Origin of the sequence: Dactylosporangium cerinum (assembly GCF_042653625.1) — a bacterium.
Lineage (GTDB): Bacteria > Actinomycetota > Actinomycetes > Mycobacteriales > Micromonosporaceae > Dactylosporangium > Dactylosporangium cerinum.
The window spans coordinates 40,110-53,686 of record NZ_JBHSIU010000007.1 but is presented as its reverse complement, the minus strand read 5'-3'; the positions used below and the strand labels follow the sequence as shown (position 1 = coordinate 53,686).

Sequence of the window (13,577 nt, the reverse complement as noted above, 5' to 3'; positions counted from 1 at the left end):
GTGGCGTGCTCGACCAGGCTGGCGACGCGGTCAGCGAGCATCTGCATGAACTCGATCAGGTCGAACCCGCCCACGAGGGTGTCGGCCACCTCGACAAAGATCGTCGCCAGGCGTTGTTCGGATACGGTCGTCATGACAACTTCCCGGCCTTCCTGGTGAGGCTCGGGCCACGATGTCCGCGGCCACCTCGCTCAACGGCCGTCAGTGGCTCTGGCGTAGGCCCGGATCCGCACCAGCGCCTCGGCGAGGGGACCGCCCAACTGGACCATCACCATGCCCTGGGCCCAGAACCTGAGTGCGGTGCTCGAACGCCTTGTCCAGCTCATCCAGGCCGCAGGACTCGAACGCTCGTCCGATTCCTCCGACTCATCCATGCCGGTGGCTCGTCCCTGGTCATCCAGCAATATCACTCCCAGTAACGCTACCCGCACGCGATCAGTACGACAACGACGGCGACCCGCCCGCGGCCGCCTCGCGATGCTTCGCCAGCGGGTCGAACCCGCCGATCGTGAGTGTGGCGACGCCGGCCGCGGTCGTACGGGTGTCGTAGGTTCCCGTCGAACGCCTCGGTGGACTCGGCAGCTCGTCAGGCACGCCCGGCGAGACGTCAGGCATCAGTGGTAGTGGCGCGCATCCGGTGGAAGGTCGTCGGCGGCGAGGATGCCGATGGTGCGCGCGGCCCGGACGGCGTCGCGCCGGGAGTGCACCGCCAGCTTGCGGTAGATCGACGCGACATGCGTCTTCACGGTGTTGCGGGACAAGTGCAGCTCGACCGCGATCTCACCGATGGTGCGATAGCTGGCCAGCTGCCGCAGGACCGAGACCTCGCCGCGGCTCAACAGATCTTGGGACCGACGGGCGGCGGCGCCGGCTGGCGCGGTGCGGCCCGGCACCGCGCCGACCGGCTCGGCGAAGACTGCCGTGCCGAGCTGGTGGAAGGTCGAGGCGAGCAGACGGCGATTGGCGTGGAACGGATGCTGGATCTGCTGCCGGTCGGCAAGGGCGACCGCCTGTTGCAGGAGATCCACCGCCTGCCTGGTCGCGCCGGTTGTGTGCGACTGGTGTGCCAGCAGCAGACGCAGTTCGATCTGGTGGAACAACGACGTCCGCGGTTCGTGCAGGACCGGCCGCAGCAAACCGTCGATGCGATCCTGCGGCCGCAGGGCGATGGCGAGTTTCGCTTCGGTGATCGCCGCCGCCGGGGTGCTGACATAGCCGGCGTCGAGTCGCCAGCGCCGTTCGGCGTCCAGGACCCGGCCGGTGGCGATGAGCAGCTCGACCCGCAGCACCCGAGCGGCCCACCGTGGCACCAGCAGCGCCTCGTCGCGGTCCAGGATCAGCTGCTCGACCTGCTCCAGCGCGTCGGCGTACCGGTGCTGTTGCTGCAGTAGCAGCGCCGCCTGCAGGCGTTGCGCAGCGACCAGCGCGGGCACCGACTGCCACAGCTGGACCGCGAGCGTGTCGAGATGCTGGACCGCTGCATCGTGGCCGCCACGTTGCACGGCCACCTCGGCCAGGACGAGACGCGCCCAGCCGTCGTCATGGGCGCCGACGCGGCCGTGCGCGCAGACGGTCCGGCCGAGGTCCTGGGCATGGCGCACGGCGCTGTCCAGCCGACCGGCCATCCGGGCGATGACCGCCCGCAACCGCAGCGCCGTCGTCCGGTGCAGCGGCTGTCCCCCGGTAGCCGGCGTGAACGACGTCAGCGCCGCCTGCGCCTGCACGAAGTCACCGTGCCGCAAGGCCTGCCAGATGGGCACCGCGGCGGTCTGGATCGGGTCGACCAGCGGTATGCCGTCCGGGTGGATCGCGGGCGACGCCGCGGCGGATTGCAGCGATCCGGAGCCCGCTGCACCGGTCATCGCCCGCCGGTGCCGGGGCGCGGACGATCGCGACGGGGCGGTGGCATCGCCGCCGCGGTGCACGGCGAAGGCATGGGCGAGTGGTGCATCGGCGGACAGCGACGCCCATGGGCGCGGCGCCGCGGCGATGACCGCGACCTGCGGCGACGCCTCGCGGATTTCCTCGCCGTGCCGGGTCGCCACGGCCACGGCCGATAATCGGTCGGCGCCGGCCAACGCGTGCCGCAGAGCTTCGGCAGGCTGTCCGTGCTCGGCGTACCACTCAGAAGCGGCGCCGTGCAGCCGGCGTGCGTGGGCCGGGTCGTCCTCGACCAGCGCGGTGTACAGGGCGCTGCGCCAGAGCCGGTGGTACCGGAACCAGGGCGACGTCGGGTCGAGACGGGTGGCGAACATGTTGTTGCGGGCGAGGCCGGCCAGGACCGCCGCACCGTCGGCCCTGCCGGTCAGCGCGTCGAACAGGCCCGCGCGGACCGACTCGACGACGCAGGAGTCGCGTACCGCCTGCCGCAGTTCGGCCGGTTGCCGGCCCAGCACGTCCTGCAGGATGTACTCCGACAGGCCCGCGCCGGTGTGTAGCACCTGTTTCAGCACACGTTCCGGCTCGTGCGGTGCCCCGCTCAGCGCCGCCGCCCCGACCACCAGCCCGGCCGCCCACCCGCCGGTGACCGCGAACAGGTGCCTGCTGACAGCCGTGGGCAGGTCGAGTCCCCGATTGGCGCAGAGCGCGGCCGTCTCCGCCGCGGTGAACGCCAGCTCATGCCAGCCCACCGCGCTGTGTTGCGACGATCCAGGTTGCTGCAGGTTGTCGTCCGGCGGGGCGAGTCTGCCCAGCAGGACGATGTGCAGGCGGTCGTCACCGGCGGCGAGCCGCCGCACCTGGGACAGGAATCCGGCGCCGATCACCGCCTCTGTGCCGTCCAGCACCACGACCACCGACCCCGCACCCCGGGACGGGATGCGATCGTGGAGCGCCTGGGCAAGCCCGGTGACACGGTCCTCCCCCGATGGCCACCACGAAGGCGCGCGCCGCGGCGTGCGCCACCACCGCGTCACACCGGCATCGAGATCCACGTACACCGCGCTGCGCTGCTCGTCGAACATCTCGATCCAGTCCACGACGAGCGCGGTCTTGCCCGTGCCGGCCGGTGCGTAGATCGTCGATATTCGCGAGGCATCAGGCACGGCCAACGTGTCGTGCAGCCGGGACCTCCGCAGGTGGCGTGGTGTCGTCCCTGCTGTTGCGATCGACGGGCCGCCGGCGCCGACCGCTCGCGGAGAAACGTAGCCGATCACCAGGGACCTCCGGGGGAATCGAATCCAGGCACAGATTCGCCACCGGGGTCCGGGGTGACACCTGACCATAACTCGACCTCGCCCTGGCGCTCCAGCACAACCGGCAGCGAACAATGCGGTTCCCGCCCGCGCGATCACAGCATCTGTGCTGGATGCCGCTGTATTACGCCAGTTTCTGACAGGCAAATCCGGCGCGTGTGACGAGGGGTCACTGAGAACTGTCACTCGACAGTGTGCACTCGGACCCCTCGCGGTCGACGTCGCCGGGCGGCCGGTCGAGATCGCCGCCGCCCGGTCCCCGGACAAGTGGGCGGCGAGGGTCAATCCCAGGCGTCGAGGTTGATGAAGCGGGCGAAGCCGCGCCACGAGTTCGGGCCCATCACGCCGTCGATCGGGCCGGTGTAGCCGTATCCCGAAGCGAGCCGCTGTACGGCGCGCCAGGTGTTGATGCCGGGCGCGCCGTCGATGGGTCCGGTGTAGCCGTAGCCGCGCATCGCGCGTTGCAGGGCGGCGTAGGTGTTGGTGCCGGGGACGCCGTCGATCGGACCGGTGTAGCCGTTGGTCAGGCGCAGCCAGTTCTGCATCCGCTGGTAGAAGACCGTGCCGGGGATGCCGTCGGACTCGGTGCTGGTCTTGGGCAGTCCGCCGGGGGCGGGCGGCTGGTGCTGGGCGATGTATTCGAGCGGGTTGATCCGTACTCCGCTGGGATCGATCATGTGCCAGTGGCAGTGCGGGCCGGTGGACGATCCCGAGCCCGGCGCCCCGACCGCGCCGCCGGAGCGGCCGACGATGCCGCCCCGGCCGACCGAGGCGCCGTTGCCCAGCAGGAACGCCGACAGGTGCATGTACTGGCTGCGGTAGCCAGCGCGTGGGTGCGTCGGTCGACCAGTACGGCGTCCTCGCCGGGCATGAACAGTTTGACGATCACCCGCCGCGGGTCAGGGGTCAGCGCCAGATCGCTCCGCGTCGCCAGTGCCGCCTCGCTCACGATCGGGACCCAGTGGCCCGCGCCGCGTGGCCGTGACCCGCGGCTGCGGCGGTGATGAGTGCGGCCGCGAGCGTCTCGTACTGCGCGGCGACGCCGGTGATGCTGCCGGCCGACCAGGTGTGTGCCACGCCGACGCCGGGACGCGGGTCGTCGCCGACGGCGGTGACCCGGACGAGCCTGCCCTTCCTGCCGGCAGTGGTTCGGTGCGCGGCGATGACGCCATGAAAGAAGGCCAGCCCGCAGCGGGTCGGCGGATGTGTGCTGAGCAGCCCATACGTGGCAGCCATAGCCGTACGTCCGATCATCGCCGGTGTCAACGGAAACAGAATCGGGCCGACGATGCATGCATGCGGCTTGTGGGAGCGGCGACCTCAACAGGAACGCGCCAATCGACGGCAGGCGATGAGCCACCCGGGTCCGGAGCGGCGCCCTAACCCTACGCCCGTTTCACGGCGATGCAGAGATGAAGAAACTCCGTCTGGATCAAACGTCTAAACACTACTAAACGCGGCGTTTCGCATAGTGACTGTGAGCGCGCTCGTGGCGTTGGCTGTCGCGTTCTGCCGGGCAGGCGAACCCGAACGAGCGCTCAGCGACAGCGTGATCGTGTCACTCCGGCCCCACTGACTGCTGACCGTCATGGCAAACTGTCGTCGTTGCCCTGGGGCCGATCCGCGGACACGGGCATTCGCGACGCCGGGCCGCGTGGGACTGCGCACCGCCCAGACGCCCGCGAAGGGCGGCAACCCGCCGCCCGGTCGCCGATCCAGGGTGTGCTCAGACCTCCGGCGTCGCGTTAGCTTCGATCCGTCGACGAACGTGACCACCACGCCGGGCTGCTGGGACACATTCGCGCTGGCATAGCTCTGCACTCCGGCGATCTCCCCCCGGCCACAGGTAAGAACCTGCAGCAGCAACTCTCCGACCCGGTCGAGTTGCTCCACCGTCGCTGTTCCCGGCTTCGCGCGGGGCGCGTTCTCCAATCGGGCGATATTCACCTGCAGACCCTGGTCGAGCTCGGCGTCGACAAGAACACCACCGTCGTGTTCCCCGCTCCGCTGATGAGCACGATCGGCGAACTCGGGTCATTTCTGGCCCGCGATGCCACCGCCGCGGCAGCATCGCCGCCAGCGGCAAACGACCCGGACCCGTCCCTGACGCCGCCCGCACCGAACGGGCGGCCGACGGTATTCGCGACCGACTAAAGGCTCAGCCGACGAGTGGCACCTTGGCCAGGCATCGTGTACAGGATCGCGGACCGGGAACCGGCCGCTCTCGCCGAGCTGTACCGGCTTCAGGTCCGCCCGATCTTTGGGCACGTCCGCGCCAGGATCGACGACATCGACGCCGCTGCGACGATCACCCGGGCGGCCTTCGTCGAGATGTGGAGACTCGCACCCGCACGGAGACAACTGTACGACGCGCGCAGCTGGCTGCTGAGGATCGCAGATCGGCGCATTGGCGAGCACCTCCGGTCACAAGCATGGCCTGCCACGCTCGGCGCTGGCTATGACGAGCACATGCGCCTCGAGTCGGACGCACTGATCCGCCTTGGCCCGTCGGACGATTCCGACAGGCGCGGTGATTCCGCAGTCGGCTGCTCCCGCGTGGTCCTGCCGCGCGACGGACGGGTCGGGTGATCAGCGATGTAGGTGTGGCGACGGCGGCTACTGTCGTTTGCCACGGTGAGCAGCACCGCGGCGTCCCCGAGGGCTTGGAGGGTGTGGCGGGCGTCCGGGACGGTCAGCAGATCTCCGGTGGTGCCGTCCCACGACGTGTCACCGGCGGCGAGACGGACCCGTCCGTGCAGGACGTGGATGGTGGCCTCCCCGGGATTTTCGTGTTCACTGAGGGTCTGGCCGGCGATCAGCGCGATGACGGTCTGGCGGAGTTGGTGCTCGTGGCCGCCGTAGACGGTGGAGCTGCTGCGGCCGCTGGAGGCGGCATGTGCCCGTTCGAGCTGCTGACGTACCAGGGTCGTCAAGGACGTTTGCTGCATGTTGGCGTCCGTTCAGGTTGGTGCCGCACGATGGCGGCGGCGGTGGCCGAAGAATGTGCGTGTGCCCTGAGGGTGCGGCGGTGTGGCTCTCCGATCAGTCGGTGTGCAGGGTTGAGGACCGGGGTGATGCCGGCCTGCTGGCAGGCGGCGATGGTGGCGGCGGCGGTGGCGCGGGGCGGGTCGAGGATCGCGACCAGGCCGAGTAGGCGCAGTCCGTGTTCGCGGGCGCCGGTGTCCTCGGGCAGGGTGCGCCGGTCGACCTGGGCGACGGCGAGGACCCGGTATCCCGCGCCGGCCAGTTCATCGGCGCGTACCGCGGCCCGGTGCAGCAGGTCGGCGTCGTCAGTCAGGTAGGGCGGGTGCAGCAGCGCCTCGGGCGCGCCTTTGCAGACGATCCGGACGGCACCGGACGGGAGGCGGTGGGCGGTGGTCATGCGTTTGCGGTCGCTGTCGAACGGGACCTCGGCTTGCCGGGGGAGCTCGTCCTGGAGCGCGGCCCGGTCGATGCCGAGCTTGGTGGCCGCGGTGAGCAGCGCGACCTCGGTGGGGTCGCCGACGGGCAGCCAGCTGGCGGTGTCACCGTCCGGTGGGCGGAGGGCGGCGTCGTTGCACAGCGCGACCGCGGTGAGCAGGTCCACCAGGTCGGGCACCTCAGCCGGGCCGACGGTGCGGCCGTCGCGGTTGACGTCGCCGTCGGGGCTGTAGCCGGCCCCGGTGACGAGGGCGTCGCCGTGCGGGGTCCAGAGCTGCCGGACGACCATGGTGCCTTCGGTGAGGGTGCCGGTCTTGTCGGTGGCCAGGACGGTCACCGACCCGAGGGTCTCCACGGCGGGAAGACGGCGGATCAGGGCGTTGCGGGCGGTCATCCGCCGGGCGCCGAGGGCCAGGCTCAGGGTGACGACGGCCGGGAGAGACTCGGGGACGGCGGCGACGAAGAGGCTGATCGCGGTGACGATCATGAGTTCGACGGGCTGTCCCCGGAACAGGCCGAGGGAGAGGACGACGGTGCACAGCACCAGCGCGACCCCGGCCAGGATCCGTCCCACGCCGGCCAGCCGCCGTTGCAGCGGAGTGAGCCCGGACTCGGTGACCAGCATCGCGGCGATGCGACCCATCGCACTGGCCGGGCCGGTGGCGGTCACGACCGCCCGTCCGCGGCCGCGGACGACGACGGTGCCCGCGGACACCACCCCGTCGGCGGCGTCCGGGTGCGCCGGTGTGCGTTTGTCGACCGGTGCGGACTCGCCGGTCAGTGCGGCTTCGTCGACGAGCAGCGTCGCCGCCTGCACGATCCGGGCGTCGGCGGGCACGATGTCGCCCTCGGCGAGGACGAGCAGGTCACCGACAACGAGGTCCGCGGCCGGGACCTCCCGCTGGGTGCCGTCGCGGACGACCCGGGCGTCGGGTGCGGTCAGCTCGGACAGGGCGGTGATCGCCCGTTCGGCTTTGACCTCCTGGATGACGCCGACGGTGGTGTTGACGACGATGACGAAGAGGATGACACCGGCGTCGGTGAAGTCGCGGGTGGCGAGCGTGAACACCGCCGCGGCGAGCAGGACCAGCACCAGCGGGTCCCGTAGCTGGGTGAGGACGCGCCGCCACAGTGGGGTGGTGGGCCGCTGGGGCAGGATGTTGCCGCCGTCGCGGGCCAGCCGCGCCGCAGCCTCCGGAGACGACAGCCCCCGGTGCAGTTCCTTCGGTGGTGCGAGGTCGCTGGTCATGTCGCCTCCTCGAAGGTGGTGATCCGGCGGGACGTCGGCTACGACTGTTCGATGATCTGGTCGGCGGGCAGGCGCGGGGCGTACGGCGGGCCGGCGTCGGCCGGGTCGATCGTGCCGAGTCGCAGCACCAGGTAGGGGTAGCCGGTGCTGGCGAGGATGACCCGCATGGCCTGGCGGGTGCTGACGACCTCGATCGGGGCGCTGTGCGGCAGCACGGAGACGCCGTGTTCGGTGGCGGTGAGCCATCCGGCGGACAGGGCTTCTCCGGCGCGGAGCCAGTCGGATGGTTCGTCGGTGCGGCCGTGGAGCATGACGTACACCGCGGCCTTGTCGTGCCCTGCGTTGAGCCCCAGGTCGCCGTCGTGGCCGAAGTCGCGGCTGGGCACGGTGGTCCGGGTCGCGCGGTCGGGGATGGCGGCGTCGGGGATGCCGGTGCCCGCGGGTCGGGTGCCGCCGGTCCAGTAGGCGAGTTCCTCCAGCCAGCTCTTGTCGTCGGCTTCGCTGCGTTGGGCGTGGTCGGCTGCGCTGGCCAGTTCGAGGACCTGTCCGGGGGTCAGGGTGTGCAGCCAGGTGTCCTCGGCCTCGACGGCCGTCGTGACCTGCCAGCCCTGCGCGGCCAGTGCCATGCGGGCGTGGTGCAGGGCGACGCCGCAGCTCAGCGTGGCGAGCCGGGCCTCGGGGTCGGTCACGGCGAGGACGCGGCTGCGGTCGGTGAACAGATCCAGAAGATGGCCGGTGATGCGCCATCGCCATGGTTGGGTGTTGTGGATCGACGGTGCGTAGCCGGCGGTGGTGGCGGCCTCGGTGAGGGCGTGGCCGATGGCGAGGGCATCGGTCGGGTGCGTCAGGGCGTCGTTCGACATGATGGTGCTCCTCATACGCTGGGCCAGGTCCATTCGCGGACCTCGGGCAGGTCTTCGCCGGTGCTGCGGACGTAGGTGCGGTGCTCGGCGCGTTTGTCGACCATCTGCTGGCGCAGGACGGCGGCGCGGCGGGCGAGGCCGGGGACCCGGTCGATGACGTCGATGACGAGGTGGAAGCGGTCCATGTCGTTGAGCACCAGCATGTCGAACGGGGTCGTGGTGGTGCCCTCCTCCTTGAACCCGCGCACGTGCAGGTTCGGGTGCCCGGCGCGGCGTTAGGTGAGGCGGTGGATCAGCCAGGGGTAGCCGTGGTAGGCGAAGATGACCGGCCGGTCGGTGGTGAAGATGGCGTCGAACTCGGCGTCGGGCAGCCCGTGCGGATGCTCCACGACGGGCTGCAGTCACATCAGATCGACCACGTTGACGACGCGGACCTTCAGGTCGGGCAGGTGCCGGCGCAGCAGGTCGGTGGCGGCGAGGACCTCGAGGGTGGGGACGTCGCCGGCGGCGGCGAGGACGACGTGGGGGTCGCCGGCGTCGTTTCCGGCCCAGTCCCAGATGCCGAGGCCGCGGGCGCAGTGCAGGGCGGCGTCGTCCATGTCGAGCCAGGTGGGCGCGGGTTGCTTCCCGGCGACGATGACGTTGACGTAGTTGCGGCTGCGCAGGCAGTGGTCGGCGACGGACAGCAGGGTGTTGGCGTCTGGCGGGAGGTACACCCGCACCACTTCGGCCTTCTTGTTCATGACGTGATCGATGAACCCGGGGTCCTGATGCGAGGCGCCGTTGTGGTCCTGCCGCCACACGTGCGAGGTCAACAGATAGTTCAGCGACGGGACCGGTTTGCGCCAGTCCAGGTGCCGGATGGTGCGCAGCCATTTCGCGTGCTGGTTGACCATCGAGTCGACGATGTGCACGAACGCCTCATAGCAGGAGAACAGGCCGTGCCGGCCGGTCAGCAGGTACCCCTCCAGCCAGCCCTGGCAGGTGTGCTCGGACAGGATCTCCATCACCCGGCCGTGCGGGCCCAGGTGCTGGCCGCGGTCGGGCAGTTCCACGAACTCGGTGACGGCGGTGTGGCGCCGCTGCTTGTTGAAGATGGCGTCGGAGATCGCTCTTGGCACCGTGTGGTCCTTCTCGCCGGAGATGATCAGCATCGGGCCGCGGGCGGGGTTGGTGCTGTTCACCTTCGCCTCGGTCCACGGGTTGAGGTTCGCGGCTGCCGCCTGGAAGATCGGTGCGCCGGAGGCGGGCACGACGAACGTCTCATACAGCTCCTTTGCCTCCACCTCGTCGACCGCGTTGGTGAACGCGTAGTGGAACTGCTCGAAGGTGAGCGGGACGGCGCGATGCCGGTTTGCGGGGTTCCCAGGGCTGGGCTCGCGGCGCGCAGCGCAGAGATCGGCAGTGGCAGCACAGCCCGGAACGGGGCGGAGTCGATCGCGACGGTGGCTGCAGCGAGGCCCTGGCCGGCGATGATCTGGGCGAGCAGGCCGCCGAAGGAATGCCCGATCACGATCGGTTTCTTGTCCAGTTTGCCGATGATGGTCGTGTAGTGCTCGACGACCTGACCAACGGTCTTGCGAGGCTGCGGGTGACATCGGTGATCAGGAATGATCGGAGGCGCAGGAGGCGCAGGAGGCGGACGCGGCCGTGTTGCCGCGCACTCCCGGTCGTGTTGCTGACGCACGCTTGCCGGGTAACGAAGACCTCACGCTATGAGCACGTCCGCCGATAACGGACTGTCACACCAGCGGATACCGGGCGGCGCTGTTGACCCTACGCCCATGGTTCGAGCCGCGCGGATTCACAGCGGGCCACTCATCGTCGATACGACCCGTACCCGTCTCGGGCGGTTGGCCCTCCCGGTCAGGCGTCGCGGCGTTGGATGCTGAAGTGTGCGGCTGCCAGGAGGGTCGCGACGAATGCGAACATGATGCCGAACCCGGCCCACGGCGACAGTGCGTGCAGGCCCGGGACCACGTTGGCGATCTGTTGGCCAGCCTGGGTGGGCCAGAACTTGAGGACCGGCCGTTCGATCGACGTGGGCAGCGCTGCTGCGAGGCCGGGCAGGACGTAGAGCAGGGCGACCAAGACCGTGATGGCGGCCGCGGCATGGCGGAGCAGGACGCCGAGGGCGAGCCCCAGCAGGCCGATGACCATCCCGTAGAGGCCGCAGCCGACGACGGCGCGCAGCACGTCCGGCTGGTCGAGGGCGGCGGTCGGTGCGTGGCCGGACATCAGTGCCTGTCCGATGAAGAATGAGACCATCGCGGTGGTCTCGGCGGCGCCGAAGGCCAGGCCGGCGACGACGACGGCTTTGGCGGCGAGGAACCTCCCGCGGCGGGGGACCACGGTCAGGGCGCCGCGGATCGCGCCGGTCGCGTACTCCGACGTGATGATGAGGACACCGAGGACGCCGATCGCGAGTTGCGCGATGACCAGGCTGGCGCCGCTGACCGAGGTCGGGTCCCACATTGCGCGGACGGCCGGCGTGCCGTCGGCGTACTGGCGGCCGGCGAACCCACTGATCAGCGCGCCGAGACTGAGCCCGATGGCGACCCCGGCGAGCAGCGTCCATCCTGTGCTCGGGACGGTCCGGGCCTTGGTCCACTCCGATCGCAGGACATCGGTGTATCGGGCGGTCCGGTGCCGAGGCGCGGCGGTGGTGGTCATGCCGGCACGCTCGATCGGTAGTCGACGCTGTCGTGGGTCATTTCCATGAATGCGTCCTCCAGGGAGGCGTGCTGGGTGGCCAGTTCGTGCAGGGTGAAGCCATATGCGGCGGCGAGTTCGCCGATCGCGCGGCTGTCCAGGCCGGTGACCTCGATGCTGTCGTCGATGCTGGGCCGGACCGTCGCGCCGACCTTGGTCAGGACGGTGGTCAGGTCCTCGAGGCGGGCGCTGCGGACCAGGACGGTGTGCCGGGTGCTCGACTCGACGAACTCGGTGACCCCCTCGTCGCGCAGGAGCCTGCCCTGGCCGATGACGATCAGGTGGTCGGCGGTGAGGGCCATCTCGCTCATCAGGTGGCTGGACACGAACACGGTGCGGCCCTCGGCGGCGAGTTCACGCATCAGCTGCCGGATCCACACGATGCCTTCAGGGTCCAGGCCGTTGACGGGTTCGTCGAACATGAGGACCGGAGGGTCGCCGAGCAGCGCCGCGGCGATCCCGAGCCGCTGGCACATGCCGAGGGAGAAGCCGCCGACCCGCCGCCCGCCGACCGCGTCCAGGCCGACGAGGCCGAGCACCTCTGTCGCGCGGGCGGCAGGGATGCCGTTGCTCTGCGCCAGGCTGAGCAGGTGGTGGTAGGCGGAACGGCCGGGGTGGATGGCCTTGGCGTCGATCAACGCGCCGACCTCGCGCATCGGGGCGGGCAGGTCGCGGTAGCGTCGTCCGCCGACGGTGACGTCGCCGCCGCTGGGGCGGTCGAGGCCGAGGATCATCCGCATGGTGGTCGTCTTGCCGGCCCCGTTGGGGCCGATGAATCCGGTGACCAGACCCGGCCGGACATCGAAGCTCAGGTCGTGCACCGCGGTCGTGGCCCCGTAACGCTTGGTGAGATGCCGGGCCTCGATCTTCTGGCCTGCGGCTGAAAGCTGTGCCGATCCTTGCGACATCTTGTCACGGTCCCCTGGTGGCGATTGGGTGGTGTGCGGCGACGGGTGACAGCGAGCGCAGCTCCGCTGCGATCTGTCGAGTCCAGTCGTCGATCGCGTCCCAGTCCCGGAAGTCGCCGTCCGGCACGCGCAGCGCCAGCACCATCGCCTTCTCCGCGAAGCCGAGCCGGCGCCGGTCCAGACGGCCGGCGAACACGCGATGTCCACGGGCGTTCGTGGCCGCGACGATGCCGCGCACGTCGACCGGATCCTCATCCGGCTTGGGCGGGTCACCGATCGGACCGCTGGAGAACAACCACACTGACCGCGGTGGTCGGGCGGCGATCCGTACCGCAGCCATGCGCGCCTCCTGCATCCAATGTCCCATGTAGACCGCGCTGCCCAGGACGACGGTGTCGTAGGAGGTCGCGTCTGCGGTCTCAGCCGCTGGGCGGACGTCGACGACAGCACCATCCGGCAGCGCTGTGCGTAGCACCGCGGCGATGCGGCCGGCGATCTCCCGGTGGACCCATGCTTGCTCGCGGCACTGACCAGAACTCTCACGACGCTCTCCACTTCCATGTTCGGGCCGCCAGGCATCAGGCGGTGACCGGCAGTTGTGCCGGCGATCGGGTCGCCTCGGCGGCTATCGTGGCCAGCGCGGCCCGCATGATGTAGGCGGCGAACGGACGTACCAGCCACCAGTAGCGGGCGAACCTGCGCCGCGATGCGGGATCGGTGGTGGCGGTGCGGCATTCGTAGGTGAGCAGTGTGCCCGCGCCGCGGTGCAGGAACGTGAAGTTGCAGGCGATCTTGCCCCAGCCCGGCTCGGCGAACGCGGCGAAGTCGGCCTCCGGCACATCCCGCCACTCGATGTTGAGCTGCCAGAACTTGCCGACCGCTCCGAACGCGAGCTCGCTGCCGGCACGTTCACCCAGTGACAGCCAGCCCGGCAGGCCGACGCCCTGGGCCAGGTGGAGTTGGGGCAACGGTGGTGTGGGGCGGTGACGCACCCGGTCCGGCACGGCCCGCACCCACATCGCGGCGGTCATCAGGGGCGCGCGGACGGTCATGAAGTCCATGGCCCGGGTCACCGCGAACACCGTCGCAGGGTCGGCGTCGACGATGACGTGTTCGGCGACGACGACGTCGTACGCGGGGAGCTGCTCATCGATCAACATTGCGGAACACATGGCTGGTACCTCCGACCTCATTCGACTGCGTGCCGTCTCCGCGCACCAGGGCCGTTGGA

Annotated in this window: 13 protein-coding genes and 1 pseudogene; 2 read left to right on the top strand and 12 right to left on the bottom strand. The window is 70.3% G+C overall.

The annotated features are described in order from the left end of the window. Positions 1–435 precede the first annotated feature (435 nt). The 4 genes from ACFPIJ_RS04725 to ACFPIJ_RS04710 all read right to left on the bottom strand — a co-directional run bounded on the left by ACFPIJ_RS04725 (position 436) and on the right by ACFPIJ_RS04710 (position 4,430). On the bottom strand, positions 436–615 hold the full coding sequence (locus tag ACFPIJ_RS04725; protein ID WP_380113357.1) for a hypothetical protein: 180 nt from the start codon (positions 613–615) through the stop codon (positions 436–438). Beyond that, positions 615–3,293, bottom strand: coding sequence for a winged helix-turn-helix domain-containing protein (locus tag ACFPIJ_RS04720; protein WP_380113356.1), 2,679 nt, complete (start codon positions 3,291–3,293; stop codon positions 615–617). The genes ACFPIJ_RS04725 and ACFPIJ_RS04720 overlap by 1 nt, the downstream gene beginning before the upstream one ends. A 182-nt stretch (positions 3,294–3,475) precedes the next feature. After that, positions 3,476–4,000: a hypothetical protein gene (locus ACFPIJ_RS04715; RefSeq protein WP_380113355.1), complete on the bottom strand. Its 525-nt coding sequence runs from the start codon at positions 3,998–4,000 to the stop codon at positions 3,476–3,478. Between the two features lie 139 nt (positions 4,001–4,139). Next, positions 4,140–4,430, bottom strand: coding sequence for a hypothetical protein (locus tag ACFPIJ_RS04710; protein WP_380113354.1), 291 nt, complete (start codon positions 4,428–4,430; stop codon positions 4,140–4,142). A 648-nt stretch (positions 4,431–5,078) separates the two neighbouring features. Between ACFPIJ_RS04710 and ACFPIJ_RS04705 the strand changes: the two genes are divergently transcribed. Continuing rightward, complete coding sequence (locus ACFPIJ_RS04705) at positions 5,079–5,348, top strand: hypothetical protein (RefSeq protein ID WP_380113353.1); 270 nt, start codon at positions 5,079–5,081, stop codon at positions 5,346–5,348. A gap of 36 nt (positions 5,349–5,384) precedes the next feature. Next, positions 5,385–5,783, top strand: coding sequence for an RNA polymerase sigma factor (locus ACFPIJ_RS04700; protein WP_380113352.1), 399 nt, complete (start codon positions 5,385–5,387; stop codon positions 5,781–5,783). A 340-nt stretch (positions 5,784–6,123) separates the two neighbouring features. Here the strand turns inward: ACFPIJ_RS04700 and ACFPIJ_RS04695 are convergent, their stop codons facing one another. The 8 genes and pseudogenes from ACFPIJ_RS04695 to ACFPIJ_RS04660 all read right to left on the bottom strand — a co-directional run bounded on the left by ACFPIJ_RS04695 (position 6,124) and on the right by ACFPIJ_RS04660 (position 13,506). Next, complete coding sequence (locus tag ACFPIJ_RS04695; protein ID WP_380113351.1) at positions 6,124–7,863, bottom strand: cation-translocating P-type ATPase; 1,740 nt, start codon at positions 7,861–7,863, stop codon at positions 6,124–6,126. 38 nt (positions 7,864–7,901) lie between these two features. Then, the gene (locus tag ACFPIJ_RS04690) at positions 7,902–8,726 is read right to left on the bottom strand and encodes a nitroreductase family protein (protein ID WP_380113350.1); all 825 of its coding nucleotides are present in this window, start codon (positions 8,724–8,726) and stop codon (positions 7,902–7,904) included. Between the two features lie 11 nt (positions 8,727–8,737). Then, positions 8,738–9,769: pseudogene (locus tag ACFPIJ_RS04685) on the bottom strand (phosphoketolase family protein); the annotation flags it as partial. 137 nt (positions 9,770–9,906) lie between these two features. Further along, entirely contained in the window at positions 9,907–10,413 is a 507-nt protein-coding gene (locus ACFPIJ_RS04680) for an alpha/beta hydrolase (protein ID WP_380113349.1), read from the bottom strand. Positions 10,414–10,592: 179 nt separating this feature from the next. Then, positions 10,593–11,399: an ABC transporter permease gene (locus ACFPIJ_RS04675; protein WP_380113348.1), complete on the bottom strand. Its 807-nt coding sequence runs from the start codon at positions 11,397–11,399 to the stop codon at positions 10,593–10,595. Then, a complete protein-coding gene (locus ACFPIJ_RS04670) occupies positions 11,396–12,346 on the bottom strand; it encodes an ATP-binding cassette domain-containing protein (protein WP_380113347.1) in 951 nt (316 codons plus the stop codon). Before ACFPIJ_RS04670 ends, ACFPIJ_RS04675 begins: the two co-directional genes overlap by 4 nt. A 4-nt stretch (positions 12,347–12,350) precedes the next feature. Next, the gene (locus ACFPIJ_RS04665) at positions 12,351–12,842 is read right to left on the bottom strand and encodes a flavodoxin domain-containing protein (protein WP_380113360.1); all 492 of its coding nucleotides are present in this window, start codon (positions 12,840–12,842) and stop codon (positions 12,351–12,353) included. A gap of 82 nt (positions 12,843–12,924) precedes the next feature. Beyond that, on the bottom strand, positions 12,925–13,506 hold the full coding sequence (locus ACFPIJ_RS04660) for a hypothetical protein (protein WP_380113361.1): 582 nt from the start codon (positions 13,504–13,506) through the stop codon (positions 12,925–12,927). Between the last annotated feature and the right edge of the window lie 71 nt (positions 13,507–13,577).